At 73.8% G+C, this 18,504-nt stretch carries 15 protein-coding genes; 8 read left to right on the top strand and 7 right to left on the bottom strand.

The features are described from left to right. Positions 1-9 precede the first annotated feature (9 nt). Positions 10-1,539, bottom strand: a complete 1,530-nt coding sequence (locus ASD48_RS19995) for an aldehyde dehydrogenase family protein (protein ID WP_057602968.1) — start codon at positions 1,537-1,539, stop codon at positions 10-12. Positions 1,540-1,770: 231 nt separating this feature from the next. Between ASD48_RS19995 and ASD48_RS19990 the strand changes: the two genes are divergently transcribed. Then, entirely contained in the window at positions 1,771-2,679 is a 909-nt protein-coding gene (locus ASD48_RS19990) for a MarR family winged helix-turn-helix transcriptional regulator (protein ID WP_079073866.1), read from the top strand. Here ASD48_RS19990 and ASD48_RS19985 read toward each other — a convergent pair whose 3' ends face one another. After that, on the bottom strand, positions 2,680-3,606 hold the full coding sequence (locus tag ASD48_RS19985) for a LysR family transcriptional regulator (protein ID WP_079073865.1): 927 nt from the start codon (positions 3,604-3,606) through the stop codon (positions 2,680-2,682). It lies immediately after the preceding gene. Positions 3,607-3,715: 109 nt separating this feature from the next. Here ASD48_RS19985 and ASD48_RS19980 point away from each other — a divergent pair, with 109 nt between their 5' ends. From ASD48_RS19980 to ASD48_RS19955, 6 genes are read left to right on the top strand one after another with little or no spacing between them, the layout of a single operon-like run. Next, positions 3,716-5,113, top strand: coding sequence for an MFS transporter (locus ASD48_RS19980; RefSeq protein ID WP_057602965.1), 1,398 nt, complete (start codon positions 3,716-3,718; stop codon positions 5,111-5,113). A 40-nt stretch (positions 5,114-5,153) separates the two neighbouring features. Continuing rightward, the gene (locus ASD48_RS19975; protein WP_157880657.1) at positions 5,154-5,402 is read left to right on the top strand and encodes a hypothetical protein; all 249 of its coding nucleotides are present in this window, start codon (positions 5,154-5,156) and stop codon (positions 5,400-5,402) included. A gap of 54 nt (positions 5,403-5,456) precedes the next feature. Further along, positions 5,457-5,825, top strand: coding sequence for a CU044_2847 family protein (locus ASD48_RS19970; RefSeq protein ID WP_057602963.1), 369 nt, complete (start codon positions 5,457-5,459; stop codon positions 5,823-5,825). A gap of 3 nt (positions 5,826-5,828) precedes the next feature. Then, the gene (locus tag ASD48_RS19965; protein ID WP_057602962.1) at positions 5,829-7,982 is read left to right on the top strand and encodes a trypsin-like peptidase domain-containing protein; all 2,154 of its coding nucleotides are present in this window, start codon (positions 5,829-5,831) and stop codon (positions 7,980-7,982) included. Beyond that, positions 7,979-8,929 (top strand): MoxR family ATPase, encoded by a 951-nt coding sequence (locus tag ASD48_RS19960; protein ID WP_057602961.1) that lies wholly within the window; start codon positions 7,979-7,981, stop codon positions 8,927-8,929. Before ASD48_RS19965 ends, ASD48_RS19960 begins: the two co-directional genes overlap by 4 nt. A gap of 1 nt (position 8,930) precedes the next feature. Further along, complete coding sequence (locus ASD48_RS19955; RefSeq protein WP_057602960.1) at positions 8,931-12,275, top strand: SAV_2336 N-terminal domain-related protein; 3,345 nt, start codon at positions 8,931-8,933, stop codon at positions 12,273-12,275. Between the two features lie 107 nt (positions 12,276-12,382). Here the strand turns inward: ASD48_RS19955 and ASD48_RS19950 are convergent, their stop codons facing one another. From ASD48_RS19950 to ASD48_RS19930, 5 genes are all read right to left on the bottom strand, one after another. Next, the gene (locus ASD48_RS19950) at positions 12,383-13,372 is read right to left on the bottom strand and encodes a malate dehydrogenase (RefSeq protein ID WP_057602959.1); all 990 of its coding nucleotides are present in this window, start codon (positions 13,370-13,372) and stop codon (positions 12,383-12,385) included. Positions 13,373-14,200: 828 nt separating this feature from the next. Then, positions 14,201-15,202 carry an XRE family transcriptional regulator gene (locus ASD48_RS19945; protein WP_057602958.1) on the bottom strand — a complete coding sequence of 334 codons (1,002 nt, stop codon included), beginning with the start codon at positions 15,200-15,202 and terminating at the stop codon, positions 14,201-14,203. 128 nt (positions 15,203-15,330) lie between these two features. Next, complete coding sequence (locus tag ASD48_RS19940; protein ID WP_057602957.1) at positions 15,331-15,789, bottom strand: helix-turn-helix transcriptional regulator; 459 nt, start codon at positions 15,787-15,789, stop codon at positions 15,331-15,333. Positions 15,790-16,060: 271 nt separating this feature from the next. Next, the gene (locus tag ASD48_RS19935) at positions 16,061-16,666 is read right to left on the bottom strand and encodes a DUF3017 domain-containing protein (RefSeq protein ID WP_079073863.1); all 606 of its coding nucleotides are present in this window, start codon (positions 16,664-16,666) and stop codon (positions 16,061-16,063) included. Next, positions 16,656-17,510, bottom strand: coding sequence for a bifunctional methylenetetrahydrofolate dehydrogenase/methenyltetrahydrofolate cyclohydrolase (locus tag ASD48_RS19930; RefSeq protein WP_057602956.1), 855 nt, complete (start codon positions 17,508-17,510; stop codon positions 16,656-16,658). Before ASD48_RS19930 ends, ASD48_RS19935 begins: the two co-directional genes overlap by 11 nt. A gap of 302 nt (positions 17,511-17,812) precedes the next feature. Here ASD48_RS19930 and ASD48_RS19925 point away from each other — a divergent pair, with 302 nt between their 5' ends. Next, entirely contained in the window at positions 17,813-18,445 is a 633-nt protein-coding gene (locus ASD48_RS19925) for an RDD family protein (RefSeq protein WP_057602955.1), read from the top strand. Positions 18,446-18,504 lie beyond the last annotated feature (59 nt).

The raw sequence follows: 18,504 nt of genomic DNA, 5'->3' as shown, positions 1-18,504 counted from the left end.
GGCGGGAGGTCAGCCGGCGAACCAGCGGACGGGGCGCGGGGCGAGGTTCTGGTAGATGTGCTTGGACTCGCGGTACTCGGCGAGCCCGGCGGGGCCGAGTTCGCGGCCCACCCCGCTCTTTCCGAAGCCGCCCCACTCCGCCTGCGGCAGATAGGGGTGGAAGTCGTTGATCCAGACGGTGCCGTGCCGCAGCCGGCCGGCGACCCGGCGGGCCCGGCCCGCGTCGGCGGTCCAGACGGCGCCCGCGAGGCCGTACTCGGTGTCGTTGGCGAGCGCGACGGCTTCGTCCTCGGTGCGGAAGGTCTCGACGGTGAGGACCGGTCCGAAGACCTCCTCCCGCACGACCCGCATCTCGCGGTGGCAGCGGTCGAGGACGGTGGGCTCGTAGAAGTAGCCCGACTCCGGCCGCTGCGGGGCGGGTTCCGGACGGCGGCCGCCGGACCGCAGCACGGCGCCCTCCGCGAGCGCGGAGGCGACGTACTCCTCGGTCTTGGCGCGCTGCTGCTCGGAGACGAGCGGGCCGCACTCGACGCCGTCCTCCGTGCCGCGGCCGAGCCGGATCCGCTCGGCCCTGCGGGCGAGTTCGGCGACGAAGCGGTCCCGGACCGACTCCTCGACGATGAGCCGGGAGCCCGCCGAGCAGACCTGGCCGCTGTGGATGAAGGCGGCGTTGAGGGCCTGGTCGACGGCGGTGTCGAAGCCCTCGTCGGTGGCGCAGGCGTCGGCGAAGACCACGTTGGGGTTCTTGCCGCCGAGTTCGAGCGCGACCTTCTTGACGGTCGGGGCGGCCGCCTGCGCGACCTTCGTGCCGCTGACCAGGCCGCCGGTGAAGGAGACGAGGTCGACGTCGGGGTGCTCGGCGAGCCGGGCGCCGACCGTGTGCCCGGGTCCGGTGACGATGCCGGCGACCCCGGCGGGCAGTCCGGCCTCGAGGAGCAGGTCGATGAGCGCGATCGTCGTCAGCGGGGTGATCTCGCTGGGCTTGACGACGAAGGTGTTGCCCGCGGCGAGCGCCGGGGCGATCTTCCAACTCGCCTGCAGCAGCGGGTAGTTCCAGGGCGTGATGAGCGCGCACACGCCGACCGGCTCGTGGACGACGACGCTGTGGACGTCGGGCGAGCCCGCGTCCACCACCCGGCCCGGGGACTCGGCGGCGACGAGTCCGGCGAAGTAGCGGAAGGCGTCGGCGACGCAGTCGATGTCGACGCGCCCTTCCTCGACCGTCTTGCCGGCGTCCCGGCTCTCCAGCAGGCCGAGCCGTTCGCGATCGCGCACGAGAAGATCGGCGACGCGGTGCAGCAGGGCGGCGCGTTCGGCGACGGGGGTGTGCGGCCAGTCGCCCTCGTCGAATGCGGTGCGGGCGGCCGCGACCGCGAGGTCGGTGTCCTTCTCGTCGCCCTCCGCGACCACCGCGAAGGGGCGGCCGTCCGCGGGGTCGAGGATCTCGCGGGTCGCGCCGGAGACGGCTTCCAGCCACTCTCCGCCTGCGTGGATCGTCCGGTGGTCGCGCTGTTCCGGCTGTTCCGTCCTGTCGGCCATGATCGCTGTCGCCTTCCGTTCCTGTTCAGTCCCCCTGTGTCACCTGTGGTTCCGTCTCGGCGACGGCGTCCACATGCCCCCAACCTCTCATTGCATGCGCAATGTTTGGCCGAAAGTGCGCTGCATCACTGAAGTTATGGACATAAAGCGACAAACCGTACGTGTACTCAGGGAGGGCGGTCCGGACGGACCATGGACGCGGCCGGAACCTTTGACTAAAGTCAAAGAACTATGGAGCCAGTGCAGGCAGAGCAGGTGGCGGCCTTCCGCCGCTTCAACCGCTACTTCACGCGCCGGATCGGCGCCCTGGACGACCACTACCTGGGCCAGGGCCGCCCCCTGGGCGAGGCCCGGCTGCTGTTCGAGGTCGCCGACGCCGAGGCCGGCGTGTCCCTGCGCACGCTGCGCGCCCGGCTGGGCCTCGACGCCGGGTATCTGAGCCGGATGGCGAAGGCCCTGGAGGCGCAGGGCATGGTCCGGATCAGCGTGCATCCCGAGGACAACCGGCTGCGGACGGTCGAGCTGACCCCGGCCGGACACGTCGAGCTCAAGGAACAGAACCGCCGTGCCGACGTGCGCACGGCCGACCTGCTGACCGGACTCGACGCGCGACAGCGCACGGAACTGACCGAGGCGATGGCCACCGCACGCCGCCTGCTGCGGCTGGCCGCCATCACCGTCGAGCGGGTCGACGGCGCCGCGCCGGACGCCCGCGCCTGCCTGGAGGCCTACGCCGCCGACCTCACCGCCCGCTTCGGCAGCTTCACGGCGTCCGACCTGGTCGGCCCGGAAGAGGTCTCCGCGCCGACCGGCGCCTTTTTCGTGGCCTACGAAGAAGGACGGGCGGTGGGCTGCGGAGGACTGCGCACCCTGGAACCCGGCGTCGGCGAGCTCAAGCACGTCTGGGTGCACCCGGACGCCCGCCGCCTCGGCCTGGCCCGCCGGCTCCTCGAACGGCTGGAGGAAGCGGCGGCCGAGCTCGGCCTCGACGTGCTGCGCCTGGACACCAACGCGTCGCTCACCGAGGCACAGGCGATGTACCGGGCGTGCGGGTACCGGGAGATCCCGGCCTACGTCGACCACGTCTACGCCGACCACTGGTTCGAGAAGCGGCTCACGCCCTCCGCCCCGCTGCGCTGACTACCCGGCGAACAGCTCCCGCACCACGCCGCGCAGCCAGGCATGGGCCGGGTCGGCGTCGTGGCGCGGGTGCCAGGCCATGCCCAGCCGGAGCGGGGGCAGCGGCAGCGGCACCTCGAAGGAGACCAGGCCGAGGCTCTCCGCCAGCGGCAGCCCCCAGGCGGTGTTGAGGCCCACCAGATCGGTGTCGCGGATGACGAACAGGGACGAGGGCAGGGAACCGACGGTCCCCACCACCCGCCGCTCCAGGCCGAGTCCGGCGAGCGCGGCGTCGACCGGCCCGTGCAGCTTGCCGCGCCGGGACACGATGATGTGGTCGGCCTCCCGCGCGTACCGCTCGGGCGTCAACTCGCCCTCCAGCAAGGGGTGTCCGGCTCGGGCGACCCCCACCATGCGGTCTTCGTAGAGCTGTTCGCGGTGCACCTCGGGGGCGGCCGTGTCGAGGACACCCACCTCCAGATCGGCGGTGCCCTCCCGCAGGAACGGCGCGTCGATATGACTCTCGCTCAGGAAGCGCAGCCGGACACCGGGCGCCTCGGCGGCGGCGCGGGCGTAGAGGGCCGGGCCGTGGGCGGCCGCGATGGCGTCGTGGCCGAGGATCGTGAAGGAGCGGACCACCGTCCTCAGGTCGGTGCCCTCGGCCGGCGCGAACAGCGCCCGCGCCCGCTCCACGACCGCGCTCACCTCGGCCCGTACGGCGATCGCGCGGGGCGTCGGCACCATCCGCCGCCCGGCCCGCACCAGGACCGGATCGCCGAGCGCCTTGCGGATCCGGCCGAGGGTACGGCTCATGGCCGGTTCCGACAGGTGCAGGCGCCGGGCCGCGCCCTGCACGCTCTGCTCCTCCAGCAGCACATCCAGCGCGACCAGCAGATTCAGGTCCAGCCCCGGGGATCCGCCCGCAGCCGCCCTCACGGATTGCGTCATACGCATTCGTCCCTTGCAAAGGTTGCACTGGAAAGCAGGTCAGCGGCGAGCCTACGGTGACAGGGCCCGAAAAGGGCATCCCACCCCAACGAGCTCCCCGGGAGGAGCCGTGCCCTCGCACGCCCTGAAACGGTCCACCCTCCTCGCGCTGTGCGCCTGCGTGCTGGTCGCGCAGAGCATGGTCGCCGCGATCAACCTCCTGATCCCGCAACTGGGTTCGTCGTCCCTGCACCCCTCGCACACCGAGATCCTGTGGACCGTCGACGCCTACGTCATCGCGTTCGCCGGCCTGCTCATCCCGGCCGGCGCGCTCGGCGACCGCCACGGCCGCAAGGGCGCCCTGCTCACCGGGCTCGGCCTGTTCGCCGCGGGCGCCGCCACCAGCGCGTTCGCGCCCGACCCCGCGGTGCTCATCGCGGGCCGGGGCATCTCGGGAGCGGGCGCCGCACTCATCACCCCGACGACGATGTCGATCCTCGTCCATCTCGCCGGTCCCCGGCACAGGGCCCAGGCGATGGCGTCCTGGACCCTCGCCCTCGGCCTCGGCGGCCTGGCAGGCAACCTGGGCGGCGGTCTGGTCGGCCAGTTCCTGACCTGGCGGGCCCTGTTCGGCGCGATGGTCCCGCTGGCGGCGCTGCTGGCGCTCGCCGTGGCACTGACCACGCCGCGCACCGACCGCTCCCCGCGCAGCAGCCTCGACCCGCTGGGCACCCTGCTGCTGACCGCCGGGCTGGTCGCCGTCCTCTTCGGCATCATCGAGGGACCGGACCACGGCTGGACCTCGCCGCGCATCCTGGGCTCGTTCGGCGCGGGAGCCCTCCTGGTCGCCGCCTTCACCCTCCGGGCCCTGCGCTCCCGCACCCCCCTCTTCGACCCCCGCGTGTTCCGCTCCCCCGCCCTGCGGGCGAACAGCCTCGGCCTGATGACGGGCTTCTTCGGCCTGTTCGCGCTGTTCTTCGTCAACTCCCAGTACCTGCAGGACGTGAAGGGCTACGGGCCCGCCGTCACCGGGATCGCGATCCTCCCGGTGGTCACCGGCATGGCCCTCGTCCCGAAGCTGGCCGCCCGCTGGTCGGCGCACCCGCGCCCGGTCGTCGGCACCGGGCTCGCCCTGATCGGCCTGGGACTGCTCGGCGCGTCCACCGCGGACGCCGGCACGCCCTACGCGCTGTACGCCTGCTGGCTGCTGGTCATCTCGGCGGGCACGGGCCTGTCGATGCCCGCCCTCACCCTGGGTGTCGTCACCTCCCTCCCCCAGCACCAGGCGGGCCTCGGCTCCGGCCTCGGCACCTCCGCCCGGGAGATCGGCGCGGCGCTGGGCGTCGCGGTCACCGGCACGGTCCTGGCCGGTCACACCGACTTCCCTGGCGGCATGGGCCCGGCCCTGCGCACGGTCGCCGTCGTGGTGCTTCTCGCGACCGCCGTGGTCGTGACGGGCCTGCGCGGCCGGAAGCCGGCCGCCGACCAGGCAGTACCGGCGAACCGCCTGATCCCGGAACGGCGTTGAATTGCTCCGCGTGTTCCAGGGGTTGCACGAGGAGCGCGCGATGCCATCGCGACGGGTGGTCACCGGACGGAGCCGGGAACCACGCCACCGGTTCGCCGAGGAGCTGCGGCTGCTGCGGCCGGCGCGGCTGCTGCGCGGCGCACGCGGGGAGAGCCTGACCAGGTCGGCGAGCGGCTGGGCCGGAACCACTGGCGGCAACCGACTCGAAGTCGCCGAAGGCATCCCCGCTGTCGTCCCCGTCCCCGTGCGGGACGGCAAGGCCCCCGCGCGGAGCGCTCGTGTTCGATGAGGGGGTCTGGTCCGTTTTCGTCTCGTCGATCACAATGGCCGCGTGGCCGAACCCATGAGCGCAGAGGCAGAGTTGGACGACGGGACGCCCGTCAGATTCCTCCTCACGTCCGGGGCCGCGCCGGTCCCGGCGGGCGGTGACGGCCTCCCCGAGGGCATGGGCCGGGCCGTCCCCGTGGCCACCGGTGGCGCCGCCGTCGCGAGTTTCGCGGCGGGGGCGCTGAAGGCCACGCTCAAGCCGCTCGGGCCGCTGCTGCAAGAAGTGCACGACGTCGTCTCGGCCGTGCCGGACCCGCCGGCCGAGCTGAGCGTCACGTTCGGTGTCCAGATCGGGCAGGACCTGAAGCTCGGGATCGTGGGCGGGAACGGGCAGGCGCATCTGACCGTCACCGCCTCCTGGAAACCGGCGCCCGGCGCGGAGTGAGCCATGGGCTGGTTCGGGGGGACGCAAGGACACGGGGACGGTGCGGAACCGGCCCCGGTGTCCGTCGGCGGGGCGGACGACGGCAACTGGTCGGGGGCAGGTCTCCTGCTCGGCGACGACCTGGTGCTCACCTGCGCCCATGTCGTGAACGACGCCCTCGGCAGGTCCCTGTGGGAGACCCGGCCCCCGGGCCCCGTGGCGCTGCGTGTCGTCCTCCGGGGCGAGTGGGACACCGCCGAGCACTGCCCCGCCCGGGTCGCGCACTGGATTCCGCCGCGTGACCGGGACGGCGGCCCGGTGTCCGAGAGCGCCGACGTGTGGTCCGGCGACCTCGCCGTACTGCGGATCGACGCCCCGTCCGGCCGCGCCCCCGCGCCACCCCGCCGGGCCCCGCTGCGGGCCGGACAGGCGGTGCGCGCCTGGCATGGCGGCGGCCGCGAGGACACGTTCGCCGATCTGCAGGTCAAGACCGACCGTGGGCCGGTCGCCTACCTCGACGGCGAGGCCACCGGCATGGCGGTCAGCCGCGGCTTCAGCGGCGGACCGCTGTGGTCGCTGCACGACGAGGCGGTCGTCGGCCTGCTCGTCGCCCACTACTTCGTACCGCCCGTGGACACCGCCGGGCGGCCCCGCCCGTTCAACCCCCAGGACCTGATCCGCCGCAGCTGGGGCTACTCCTGGCAGACCGTCCAGGCCGAACTGCGCGCCGTGGGCGCCCTGGAGAGCGCGGACCCGGCGCCCGTCGGCCTGGACGATCCGGCGTTCGTGGTGCTCATGCAGGAGATCGACAGCGCCGTGCCCACGGCGAGCGAGCGCGGCGGCATCGCCCGCCGGCTGGCCTGGGAATGCGGTGTCCCGCCCGGCAGCGAGGTCACCCCGCCCACGGTCGAGGAGTTCGTGTCCTTCCTCCTGAGCCGGCCGCGGGCGCTGCCCGCCCTGATCGGGCTGCTGCGCCGCGACCGGCGCGACCCCGAGGCCGTCGACCGCATCCAGGCGGCGGGCCACCTCTCGCGCGTGCCTCGGCTGCTCTCCACGCGGGAGCTGCACGGGCTGCACGAGCTGCTGCGCCGCCTCGACCACGAGGTGGTGGGCCGGTTCGCCGAGGCGGTACGCGCCGCGCTGCCCCTGGCGGCCGCGTTCCCGGGCGGCGGGACGCTGGACGCGCTGATCGACCATCTGGAGACCCTGCCGGGCGACGGCCGCGCCGAGGACGGCGAACCGCGGGTCCCTGCGCTGCTGCGCGCGGTGGAGTACTTCGGCGAGCTCTGCGGGGCACAGCGGGCGGGCGTGCGCCTGTGGTCGGACGGGGTGGCCGCCCGGCTCGGCATCCCGCGCTCCGCGATGGGCGAGCGGCGCGCGGACGCCCAGGAGTGGGGCCGGGTGCTGCGCGGCCGCTCCCTGCGCACCCGTGTCCTGGTACAGGTGAGCCGGGCCGAGCCGGGCCGTCACCGGCTGCGGATCTGGTGCGACGAGGGGGCCGGTCCGCGCCAGGTGTCCACGGACACGTCCGTTTCGTACTCGGCGTCCGGGGCGGCCCGTGAGCTGCTGCGTGTCCTGGAGACCCTGGGACCGTCCGCGGGGGACGGGCAACGCCCGCTGGTGGAGGTGCTGGTGGACCGGACCGGCCTCAACCTGCCCATCGACGAGTGGGAGGGGCACACCCCGGACCAGATCGTGCCCGGCGTCCTCGGCGTCGAGTTCCCGCTCGTCGTGCACTGTCCGGAACTTCTGCGCCGGCATGAGCGTTTTCTCCCCGACTGGCGGCGCCGCTGGAGCCGCCTCGACTCCGGCACGACGCTGGTCGTCTCGGACGCCACGCTCGATCCGAACAAGATCTACTACGAACTGATGGGCCGTCTCGACACGGTCCGTGTCTCCGTCGCCGCCGATCCGGCCCTCCGGGACCGCGTCGTGCAGATCTGCCTGGCGGTGGGCGTCCCGGTCGTCGTGTGGGACCGCGGCCGGGACGCCGACGGCCATGTGGTGGAACGCCTGGCGGAGGTGGCCACCCGTGAGCTGCCCGACGGGGTGCGCTCGTACCGCGCCAACACTCTGGCCCGCCCGCTGGAGTATCCCGGTCGGCCCGTCCTGGCCTGGGCCGACGCCGACCGCACCGTGCCCCGGCTGCACCTGACCGAACCCCAGGAGAGCACATGACTTCCGCCGCCGAAGCGGACTGGCGCCTGTTCCGCGGCGACGGCGTGCCCCGTGCCGTCGCCCTGCCCGCGGCCCCGCCGTGGCGCCGCTTCGGGCCCACCGGGGCCGGGCGCCAGGAGCTGCCGTACCTCATCGAGCCGAAGCACGCGGACGTCGTCAACGCCGCGCTGCACCTGCGCCGCCCGCTGCTGGTCACCGGACCGGCCGGCACCGGCAAGTCCTCCCTGGCGCGGGCCGTCGCGCACGAGCTGCGGCTGGGCGAGCTGCTGCGCTGGCCCGTCAACAGCCGTTCCACCGTGAAGGAGGCCCTGTACCAGTACGACGCGATCGGGCGGCTGCGCGAGACCACCCTCAGCCGGGACCGGGGCGAACGCGAGCCGTCCATCGGCACGTTCGTCCGGCTCGGCCCGCTCGGTACCGCCCTGGTGCCGTCCCCGGTGCCGCGCGCCCTGCTCATCGACGAGATGGACAAGGGCGACGTCGACCTGCCCAACGATCTGCTCACCGTCTTCGAGGAGGGGGTCTTCGAGATCCCCGAGCTGACCCGGCTCCCCGAGGACGTCACCGACATCGAGGTGCAGACCGACGACCACCGCGGCACGGTCCGGGTGCACCAGGGCCGCGTCCAGTGCGCCGAGTTCCCCGTCGTCGTCATCACCAGCAACGGCGAGCGCGACTTCCCGCCCGCCTTCCTGCGCCGCTGCATCCGCCTGGACCTGCCGGTGCCCGACGAGGAGCGGCTGCGCAGGATCGTCGCCGCGCATCTCGGACAGGACGCGCTGCGGGCGGCCGACGACCTGCTGGAGGCGTTCCTGCGGCGGCGCGTGCCGGGTGAGCTGGCCACCGACCAGCTGCTCAACGCCGTCTTCCTGCGCGCGGGCGGGGTCGACCTCGACGCGGAGGGCCTGCTCGACGCCGTGCTGCACCAGCTCACCGGGTCGATGTGAGATGTCCGGGGGCAGCGGGCTCGCCGAGGCGCTGCGGGTCCTGCGGGCCTGCGGCCACGACCTGGACGCGGAACAGGTCCTCGACGTGCTCTGGCTCGCCCGCCGGCTGCCGGCCGGTCCCGACGCGCCGCTGAGCCGGGGGCTGCGTCCGGCCGAGGAGCCGCCACCTCCGCCGCCTACCGCCCCGGCGGGCGACGAGACCCCGCCGCGGTCGGCGCCGCCACCGCACGGCGAGGACCTGCCCGACCTCACGTCGTCCTCCCTGTACGCGTCGGCCCGCCGTCCGCCGGCCCCCGCCCGGCCCGAACCGCGGCCCGCCCGGCAGACCGAGCCGCGCTCGGCGATGCCGGTGCGGGTGCCGGAGGGCAAGGCCCTCACCGACGAGCTCGGACTGGGCCGTGCGCTGCGGCCGTTGCGGCGCAGACAGGCCAGTCGGCGGCGGCGCGAGATCGACGAGGAGCGCACGGCCGTGGAACTCGCCGAGACCCGGCTGCCGGACGTGGTGCTGCGGCCGGTGCAGGAGCGCTGGCTGCATCTCGTCCTGCTCGTCGACGACGGCCTGTCGATGCTGCTGTGGCACCGGCTCGGCGCCGAGCTGCGCGTCCTGCTCGAACGCCTGGGCGCCTTCGCCACCACCCGCGTCCTCGGCCTGGACACCCGCTCCGCGGGCGAGCCCCGGCTGCACGCACGCCCCTTCCAGCCGGACAGCACGCCCGTGCCCACGACCACCGTCAACGACCCGACGGGCCGCACCCTGGTGCTCGTGGTCAGTGACGGCATGGGCCGGGCCTGGCGGCACGGGGCCCTGTACGCGCTGCTGCACTCGTGGGCGGCCCGCGGCCCGGTGGCTCTGCTGCACACCCTGCCGCAGGAGATGTGGGAGGCGTCCGGCATCCACGCCGAGCGCTGGCAGGCGACGACCCGGCGCATCGGCGGCGCCAACACGTCCTGGCGGATCACCGATCCGGTGCTGCCACCCGATCTGGCCCGCTTCGCCGACGTACCGGTACCGGTCCTGGAGCCCTCGGCCCGGGCGCTCGGCGACTGGGCGCGGCTGCTCGCCTCGCCCGGCACCACCGTGGAGCTGCCGTTGCTGTCCCGGCCGACCCGGCACGCGGCCGTGACCGCCGCCCGTGACCTGCAGAGCGCCCAGCACTTCCGGGACGCGGCCACCCCGGAGGCGTACCGGCTGGCGGCGCATCTGGCGGCGGTCTCGCCGCTGTCGGTGCCGGTGATGCGTCTGGTGCAGTCGGCGGTGCCGTGGCCGGCGACGACCTCGCACCTCGCGGAGGTGTTCCTGGGCGGGCTGGTGCGGCCCGCGCCGGCCCCCGTGCCCGGTCCGCTGCCCGCCAAGCACCTGGTCTTCGACTTCACCGAGGAGTCCAAAGCGGTACTGCTGGACGCCGTTCCGCAGGCCGAACTCCTCGGTACCAGCCGCAGCATCGGACGGCGCCTGGAGCAACTGGCGGGCAACTCGCCCGACTTCCCCGCCTGGCTGGCACATCCGGACGGCTCGGCCGAACTCCCGGGCTCGCACCGGCCGTTCACCTCGGTGGAGCGGCGGCTGCTGGCCCGGCTCGGGGTGTCGACCGTACGGCGCGACCGCGGGGCGGGACCGTCCGGGCCCGCGCAGCCGTCCGACCCGGGCGACGACTGGGGGCAGCTGACGGACGCCGACCCCCGGCGCATCGGCCCATACGAGCTGCGGGGGCGGCGACGCGGTCGCCGCACGGTGGCGTACCTGGGCGTCACCGAGCGGGCCAACGGCAGCCGGCAGTGGGCCGTCGTGCGTACCCCGCGACCCGATCTGCCCGCCGCCAACGCGCGGTTGATCGAGGTGGAGGCCCGGGTGCTCGAACGGCTGGGCGGGCAGTACGCGCCCAAGCCGCTCGGCACCGGTCTCGACGACAGTCCGCCCTGGCTGGCGATGGCCCCGATCGCCGACGAGGGCGGTGTGCGGCGGCAGCCGCCGCGTCTCGCCGAACTGCTGACCGCGGCCGCCGAGGACGGCAGCGCCCCCTTCGACCTGCTGACCGGACTCCTCGTCGGCTGGCATCTGTCGAGCGCGCTGAGCGTGTGCCACCTCAACGGGCTGGTGCTCTGCGACCTGAGCGCCGACGGTGTGTTCGTGCTGCGGCGCACCGTGGTGCTCGGCAACCTGTCGGACTGCGTGGTGGACGGCCGCTACGAAGGCACCGGCTCGGCCCCCACCGTCAAGGACAACATGCGCTCGCTGGGCGAGCTGCTCCAGCTGATCAGCAGCAGGGTCGGGGTGAACACCCCGGGCCTGCCGGACGGCATGCACCTGTGGCAGGGCGACGGCTGGGAGAGCCTGCGCCTGCTGGTCCTGCGCTGCTTCGACCCGCTTCCCGCCGCGCGCCCGGCGGCGGGCGAGATCGCGGACGTGCTCGCCCGGTACATCAGCCTGGCGCGTGCGGTGCGGGACTCCTCGCCGTCGCGGGTGCCGATCCGCCTCGCCCCCCGGGTGCCGCTGCGCCCGCCGCCCGCCGAGCCCGTGCCCGCCGAGACCGTGAGCCCGCTGCGGCTGCCCCGCTTCGGCACCGCCCGCCGGGACAGCGAGGCGCTGCTGGAGCGGCTGCGCGTCCCACTGGGCCAGGGCCGCCGGCTGACCCTGCTCGGCGCCCACGCGGGCACCGGGCGGACCGTCACGACGGTGGTGCTCGGCTCCCTGCTGGCCACCGTGCGCGGCGAGCCCGTCCTCGCCCTCGACGGACCGCCCACCGAGCGGGCCCTGAACCGGTATCTGCGAGACCGGGAACGGGCCGCGACCCGGGACATCGCCCTGCTGCCGCCCGACACCCCCTACGCGGGGATCCGGGCCCTCACCACGCGTCTGGACTCCGGCCTGGAGGTCGCCGGGTACGGCGCCCGGGCCGACCTCAATCCCGCACACGCGCAGGAGTACGCCCGGGTGCTGACCCTGGCCGATCCCTACTACGCGTTCGTGCTCACCAACTGCCTGCCGTCCCGCGCGGACCGGCCCGCCGAAGCGGTCCTGGATCTGACGGACCAGCTGATCCTGTGCTGCACCGCGTCCGAAGCGTCCCTCGGCGACGCGCGACACCTGCTCCGTCGGCTGCCCGACCGGTCACGGGGCCTGATGAGGGACGTCGTCGTGGTGGTCGGCGGCCCGGCGAACGCGAGCCGCCGGCTGCCCGCGGACTTCCCGCAACGCCTGGGCGTGGACGCCGAACGGGTCGTCCGCATCCCGTCCGACCCGGCGCTGCGCAACTCCGGCTTCGACGGCCTCGGCCGGCTGCGCCCGGCGACCACCCGGGCGTACCTGAAGCTCGCGGAACTCGTCACGGACCCCGCAACGCGGTGATGCCGGGGGCACGGTGATGCCCGGAACGCGCCGATCCCCGGGCAGCTGGAGCAGCCACCCGGGGATCGGAAAACAGTCGGCGGCGGTCGGAGACCGGCCGGCAGGACTCAGATGAGGCCGAGCGCGCGGACCGCCTCGCGCTCCTCCGCCAGCTCCTGCACCGACGCGTCGATGCGGGCGCGGGAGAACTCGTTGACGTCCAGGCCCTGGACGATCTCGTACGAGCCGTCCTTGGTGGTGACCGGGAAGGAGGAGATGAGGCCCTCCGGGACGCCGTAGGAGCCGTCCGACGGGATGCCCATGGAGGCCCAGTCGCCGTCCGCCGTGCCGTTGACCCAGGTGTACACGTGGTCGATGGCCGCGTTGGCGGCGGAGGCGGCGGAGGACGCGCCACGCGCCTCGATGATGGCCGCGCCGCGCTTGGCGACGGTCGGGATGAAGTCCTCGGCCAGCCACTTCTCGTCGTTCACGGTCTCGGCGGCGTTCTTGCCGGCGATCGTGGCGTGGAAGATGTCCGGGTACTGGGTCGCGGAGTGGTTGCCCCAGATGGTCAGCCGCTTGATGTCGGCGACCGTCGAGCCCGTCTTCTTCGCGAGCTGGGTCAGCGCGCGGTTGTGGTCGAGGCGGGTCATCGCGGTGAAGCGCTCGGCCGGTACGTCCGGGGCGGCGGCCTGGGCGATCAGGGCGTTGGTGTTGGCCGGGTTGCCGACGACCAGGACCTTGATGTCGTCCGCGGCGTGGTCGTTGATGGCCTTGCCCTGCGGCTTGAAGATGCCGCCGTTGGCCTCGAGGAGGTCACCGCGCTCCATGCCCTTGGTGCGGGGGCGGGCGCCGACGAGGAGGGCGACGTTGGCGCCGTCGAAGGCGACGTTCGGGTCGTCGCTGATGTCGATGCCCTGGAGCAGCGGGAACGCGCAGTCGTCGAGCTCCATGGCGGTGCCCTCGGCGGCCTTCAGCGCGGGGGTGATCTCCAGCAGGCGCAGCTTGACCGGCACGTCCGCGCCGAGCAGCTGGCCGGAGGCGATGCGGAAGAGCAGGGCGTAACCGATCTGGCCGGCCGCGCCGGTGACGGTGACGTTCACGGGAGTGCGGGTCATGGCGTTCTCCGTATGACAGCTGTCGGTGGGGCGTCCCTGCCCCTGGTGGGACGTACAAATGATCGATCTCTTGGTATCAAGAGATCCAACCAGCGGTCAGGCTATCGCGCCGCCGGGATCCCGGGCGGCCGGGGTTGTGTGGCCCGTCCCACAGAGCGGCCCGAACTGCCCCGACGGAGCGGCCCCCGACGGCGCCGGCGGACCGCCCCGGCCGGACAGGGGGCGGCGGCCGCCGGTCCGGGAGAGGTGGAACCGCGCGGCCGCCGTGGAGGGGGTACCGGGTCGCGCCGGACTCCCGTGGGGGTACGGTTCGCGTGCCCGGGGCGGAGACAGGTATTCCTGCCCGCTCCGAGTTTTTTGCGCCGGGTCCCGCCGACGCCACCCACCCCACCCATTCGGCCCAACCCGGCACCCGGCGCCCGACACCCGGTCACCTGCCCAACCCGGCACCCGGCCACCTCGGCATGCACCCGACCGCCCCAGGGGGACGCCCGGCTCATCCCAGGGCGCGCGCCCGGCCTCCTCAGGGCCTGCGCCTGGCCGCCCCAGGGCCTGCGACTGGCCGCCCCAGCCGGACATCCTGCGCGCCTCAGGGCCTGCGCCCGGCGCTCGGGAGCGTGCCGCCCGGCCCGTCTCAGGGAGTGCAGCCGCCCGCGCCAGGGCATGCGCCCGGCCACGTCAGGGCGGACGCCTGGTCGCTCCAAGGCGTGCGCCCGGCCGCCTCGGGGCATGCGCGGCCGTCTCAGGCGGACGTCCGGCCCGACTGAGGGGGCGCATCCGGCCGCTTGAGGGTGCACCCGGCGAACTCAGGCGGGCGCCCGGCCCGTCTCAGGGCGTGCAGCCCTGCTGTCCTGATGCCAGCGCCGCGCACGCCGTCGCGTCCGTCGCGCTCTTCACCGCCACCATCGGGGTGTACGCGATCGTGTCGCCGGCCACCGTGATGGCGCCGGTCTGCCGCACCGGACCCACGGTCACCCGCACCTCGTCGCCCTGCGCGGCCCCTGTGATCCGGCCCCAGGCCGCCCCGCACGTCCTGCTGTAGCGGACCTCGACCAGGGTCGTGCCCACCGTCGCGGTCTTCGCCGTCGTCGCGAGGTCGCCGCTGCACCCCGTCTCCTCCGCGTCCCGGCCCGTGCAGTCGGCGCCGGCGCACAGCACCCCGGAGGGCAGCGCGGTGCCCGGCGCGGCCGAGGCGGGCGACGGCGACCCGGTGGTGCCCACCGCCTGCTGCGGGTCTCCGCCGTCGGTCAGCAGGAACGCGCCCACGACGATCGTCACCACCCCCACGACCCCCGCGAGGAACAGCGTCGTGCGCCGCGGGCCGGAACCACCCGGGCCGGAACCCGGGCCGGAACCGCGCGGGGCGCCGCCGGCCGAGCCGCGCGCGTCCCGCGACGGCGGCAGCGTCGGTGACACGCCCGCCGGACCTGCGACGCCCGGGGTCACCGCGATCCGGCCCACATCCCTCTCGCGCACATCGGGTGGCGGCCCGAACTCCCCCAGCGCGGCCCGCGCCTGGGAGATCCGGACGGCCTCCATGGTCCGGTCGTGCCGCATCTCCGAGCGGCTCCAGGCCCGCTCGGCCAGTTCCCACATGGTGGTGAGATGGATGGGAGGCGTGCCGGTGACCTCGGCCAGCGCGACGATCGCGCCCTTGGGGGCGAGCAGCCGGCCGTTGAGATACCGCTCCCAGGACGTCTTGCTGTAGCCCGTACGGTCCGCCACCGCCGCGACACTCAGTCCCGTGCGGTCCACGACCCGCCGCAACTGCTCGGCGAACTCCCGCACCTGCGGGTCGAGTTCACCGGGCAAAGCCCTCCAGCGAGCCATCGAACCCCCTCCCTCCGCCAAGTCCCCCCATTGGCCACGTTAGACCCGATGACGAGACGATTCGGGACACATACCCGAACTGTCAACGTATCGACACGACGAGCGCACATCCGCACGCCGAACGCGCATCAGCCGAAGACGACCGCTCCCCCGACGGCGGTGCACAGCAGGGCCAGCAGAAGCAGGGCCGCGTACAGCAGCAGGCGTCCGGCGGGCCGGGGCGCGGCCTGGGGAGCGGGCTCCTCCAGACTGTCCCACCAGGGGATCGTCGGGTCCTCCCGGTACTCCTCGGCCGGGTTCGCCGGCGCCGGCCGAGGCCAGACCTCGACGGCCAACTCCCAGCGCACGACGTGCCGTTCGGCATCCGCGCCGGACAGGCCCGCCACCCGGCACAGCGCGGCGACGGCCTGCCGGGGCGGCGGCTGGACGGCGTTGAGATAGCGCTGCCAGGAGGACTTGCTGTACGCGGTGCGCGCGCCGAGCGAGGCAAGACTGAGGCCCGTACCGTCCTTGAGCTGCCGCAACTGCTCCACGAAGTGCCGTACCTCCGACGGCAGCCCGTCCGGCAGCGGCTGCCAGGCGCCCATCCCGCCCACCTTTCCTTCGATCCGTTGGGGGGACGACGCGGGACGGCCGGACGGTTCCCGCGGCGGGGGCGGCTGTCGCGGGGCGCGCACACCGTGGCGGAACGGTCACTTCCGTGCCACAGCGCCCTGACAGCTGTTGAACAGGCAGGTCAGGAGGGTGGAACGTGGAACGCGTCGGCGGCCCGCCCTCCTCGGGGGATGGGGACGGGCCGCCGACGCGTCGCGCTGCGCCCAACTCGGCTCAGCTCGGATCAGGTCAGGTCAGCTCAGGTCAGCTGCTGACCGTGAAGTGCAGGGTGTCCTTCAGGAAGGGGATCTGCAGCCACGGGTTGGGCTGGGCCATCAGCGCCAGCAGGACGATCGCCGTGCCCAGCACGGTGTACGTCACGATGTCGGTGAAGCGGGAGCGTACGGCGAGCATGCCGACCCCGGGCAGCAGCCAGCGCAGGCCCGCGCCGACCAGCAGCCCGACGCCGATCAGAATCGTGCCGATCCGGAACACGTCGAGCGCGGTCACCAGCAGGCCGAGCGCGACGATGCCGAGGACGACGATGATCGGCCACTGCCGGGCGGCCAGCGCGTCACCGGGCGCGGCCCGGCCGCCGCCCTCGGGACGCGCGGTGTCCCGGGTGAACAGCGGGAAACGGCGGGTGGTGCGGCGCGGCACCCCGTCGGCGTCGGGCGCGCTGACCGGGTCCCGCACCTCGATGCCGTCGACACCCTCCGTGACGTCGGCGCTGGTGGTGCCGGTGGTGTGGGTGGTGCCGGGGGTGTCTGTCGTGTCGGGGGTGCCGGGGGTGCCGACGCCTTCGGTGACGTCGGCGCTGTCGGTCTCGTCGAGGTTCCCGGCCTTGCCGGTGGTTCCGTCAGTGGGCACTGCGCTCCGCCGCCTCCACCACGTTGACCAGCAGCTGAGCACGGGTCATCGGGCCCACGCCGCCGGGGTTGGGGGAGACCCAGCCGGCCACCTCACGGACGTCCGGGTGGACGTCGCCCACGATCTTCCCCTCCGCGTTGCGGGAGACGCCGACGTCCAGCACGGCCGCGCCCGGCTTGACGTCCTCGGCCCGGATCAGGTGCGCCGAACCGGCCGCGGCGACGATGATGTCGGCCCGCTTCAGGTGCGCCGAGAGATCCCGGGTGCCGGTGTGGCACTGGGTCACCGTCGCGTTCTCGCTGCGCCGCGTCAGCAGCAGCGGCATCGAGCGGCCGATGGTGACCCCGCGGCCGACGACCACGACCTCGGCGCCCTTGATCTCGACGCCGTACCGGCGCAGCAGCGTGAGCACGCCGTTGGGGGTGCAGGGCAGCGGGGCGGGCTCGTTGAGGACCAGCCGGCCGAGGTTCATCGGGTGCAGGCCGTCGGCGTCCTTGGCCGGGTCCATGAGTTCCAGGATCCGGTTCTCGTCGATGCCCTTGGGCAGCGGGAGCTGGACGATGTAGCCGGTGCAGTCGGGGTCGTCGTTCAGCTCGCGGACGACCGCCTCGATCTCCTCCTGGGTGGCCGTGCCGGGCAGCTCGCGCTGGATGGAGGCGATGCCGACCTCGGCGCAGTCGCGGTGCTTGCCGGCGACGTATTTCTGGCTGCCGGGGTCGGTGCCGACGAGGATCGTGCCGAGTCCGGGCGTCACGCCCTTCTCCCTCAGCGCCGCCACCCGGGCGGTCAGATCGGACTTGATCGCGGCTGCGGTGGCCTTGCCATCGAGAATCTGGGCGGTCATGGACCCATCCTCCCGGATGACGGGCCCCCGGTTCCAATCCGGAAGAACCCGGGCACCCGCGAACCGGGTCCCGGCCGCAGCCCTCGCCGCCCCCGGCGGGTCCGCCCGATGCCGTTTCGGCCATGATCGGGAAGGTTGCACTTGCACAAAGCCTGCGGAATGCGGCTGGACAGGAGCACACCTGTCCAAGAACGATGGGTCTCCGCAGTATGCGGTCGGTGTTGGGGGGCAAACCGCTCATCTGAAGATGTTCCTCCGCGCACTCCGCGTCGTCCCCGCTTGTGCAACGGAGGAAAATCGCCATGAGCTTCGGCCCGCCCAACGACCCCTACGGTCAGCCGCAGAACCCCCAGCAGGGGCAGCCCGGTTACGGCTACCCCCAGCAGGGCCAGCCCGGTTACGGCCAGCAGGCGCCGCAGGGCGTCCCCCCGCAGGGTTACGGCCAGCCGCAGCAGCCCGGCTACCCCCAGCAGCCCGGCTACCCGCAGCAGCCGGGATATCCGCAGCAGGGTTACGGCTACCCGCAGCAGCCCGGCTACGGCGGTCAGCCGCCGTACGCGAACTGGGGCCAGCGGTTCCTGGGCACCCTGGTCGACATGCTGGTGTTCGCGGTGCCCTACGCGCTCGTCATCATCGGCAAGGACACTCCGGCACTGATGGCCCTCGGCGCCATCGCCCTGCTCGGCCTCGCGATCTGGCAGCTGATCCAGGAGGGTCGCACCGGCCAGACGGTCGGCAAGAAGGCGCTGGGCATCCGTCTGGTGCGGGAGATCGACGGGCAGCCGCTCGGCGTCGGCATGGCGTTCGTCCGCCGCCTGGCCCACTTCCTGGACAGCCTGGCGTGCTACCTCGGCTGGCTGTGGCCCGCCTGGGACGCCAAGAAGCAGACGTTCGCCGACAAGGTGTGCAGCTCGATCGTGATCCGCACGCACTGACCCACGCGCTGACCCACGCCCTGACACACGCGCTGCCCCACGCGCTGCGCCGCGGATGA

Source organism: Streptomyces sp. Root1310 (assembly GCF_001426425.1).
In the GTDB taxonomy this organism is placed as follows: Bacteria; Actinomycetota; Actinomycetes; order Streptomycetales; family Streptomycetaceae; genus Streptomyces.
The sequence above is the reverse complement of the archived record's forward strand: the minus strand, read 5'-3'. Positions and strand labels throughout refer to the sequence as shown.

Excerpts from the sequence above, each read along its gene's own strand:
- ASD48_RS19940 (WP_057602957.1), bottom strand. The coding sequence starts at position 15,789 with ATGGGCGCCTGGCAGCCGCTGCCGGACGGGCTGCCGTCGGAGGTACGG.
- ASD48_RS19965 (WP_057602962.1), top strand. The coding sequence starts at position 5,829 with ATGGGCTGGTTCGGGGGGACGCAAGGACACGGGGACGGTGCGGAACCG.
- ASD48_RS19975 (WP_157880657.1), top strand. The coding sequence starts at position 5,154 with ATGCCATCGCGACGGGTGGTCACCGGACGGAGCCGGGAACCACGCCAC.
- ASD48_RS19950 (WP_057602959.1), bottom strand. The coding sequence starts at position 13,372 with ATGACCCGCACTCCCGTGAACGTCACCGTCACCGGCGCGGCCGGCCAG.
- ASD48_RS19970 (WP_057602963.1), top strand. The coding sequence starts at position 5,457 with ATGAGCGCAGAGGCAGAGTTGGACGACGGGACGCCCGTCAGATTCCTC.
- ASD48_RS19955 (WP_057602960.1), top strand. The coding sequence starts at position 8,931 with ATGTCCGGGGGCAGCGGGCTCGCCGAGGCGCTGCGGGTCCTGCGGGCC.
- ASD48_RS19925 (WP_057602955.1), top strand. The coding sequence starts at position 17,813 with ATGAGCTTCGGCCCGCCCAACGACCCCTACGGTCAGCCGCAGAACCCC.
- ASD48_RS19995 (WP_057602968.1), bottom strand. The coding sequence starts at position 1,539 with ATGGCCGACAGGACGGAACAGCCGGAACAGCGCGACCACCGGACGATC.
- ASD48_RS19985 (WP_079073865.1), bottom strand. The coding sequence starts at position 3,606 with ATGACGCAATCCGTGAGGGCGGCTGCGGGCGGATCCCCGGGGCTGGAC.
- ASD48_RS19990 (WP_079073866.1), top strand. The coding sequence starts at position 1,771 with ATGGAGCCAGTGCAGGCAGAGCAGGTGGCGGCCTTCCGCCGCTTCAAC.
- ASD48_RS19960 (WP_057602961.1), top strand. The coding sequence starts at position 7,979 with ATGACTTCCGCCGCCGAAGCGGACTGGCGCCTGTTCCGCGGCGACGGC.
- ASD48_RS19945 (WP_057602958.1), bottom strand. The coding sequence starts at position 15,202 with ATGGCTCGCTGGAGGGCTTTGCCCGGTGAACTCGACCCGCAGGTGCGG.
- ASD48_RS19930 (WP_057602956.1), bottom strand. The coding sequence starts at position 17,510 with ATGACCGCCCAGATTCTCGATGGCAAGGCCACCGCAGCCGCGATCAAG.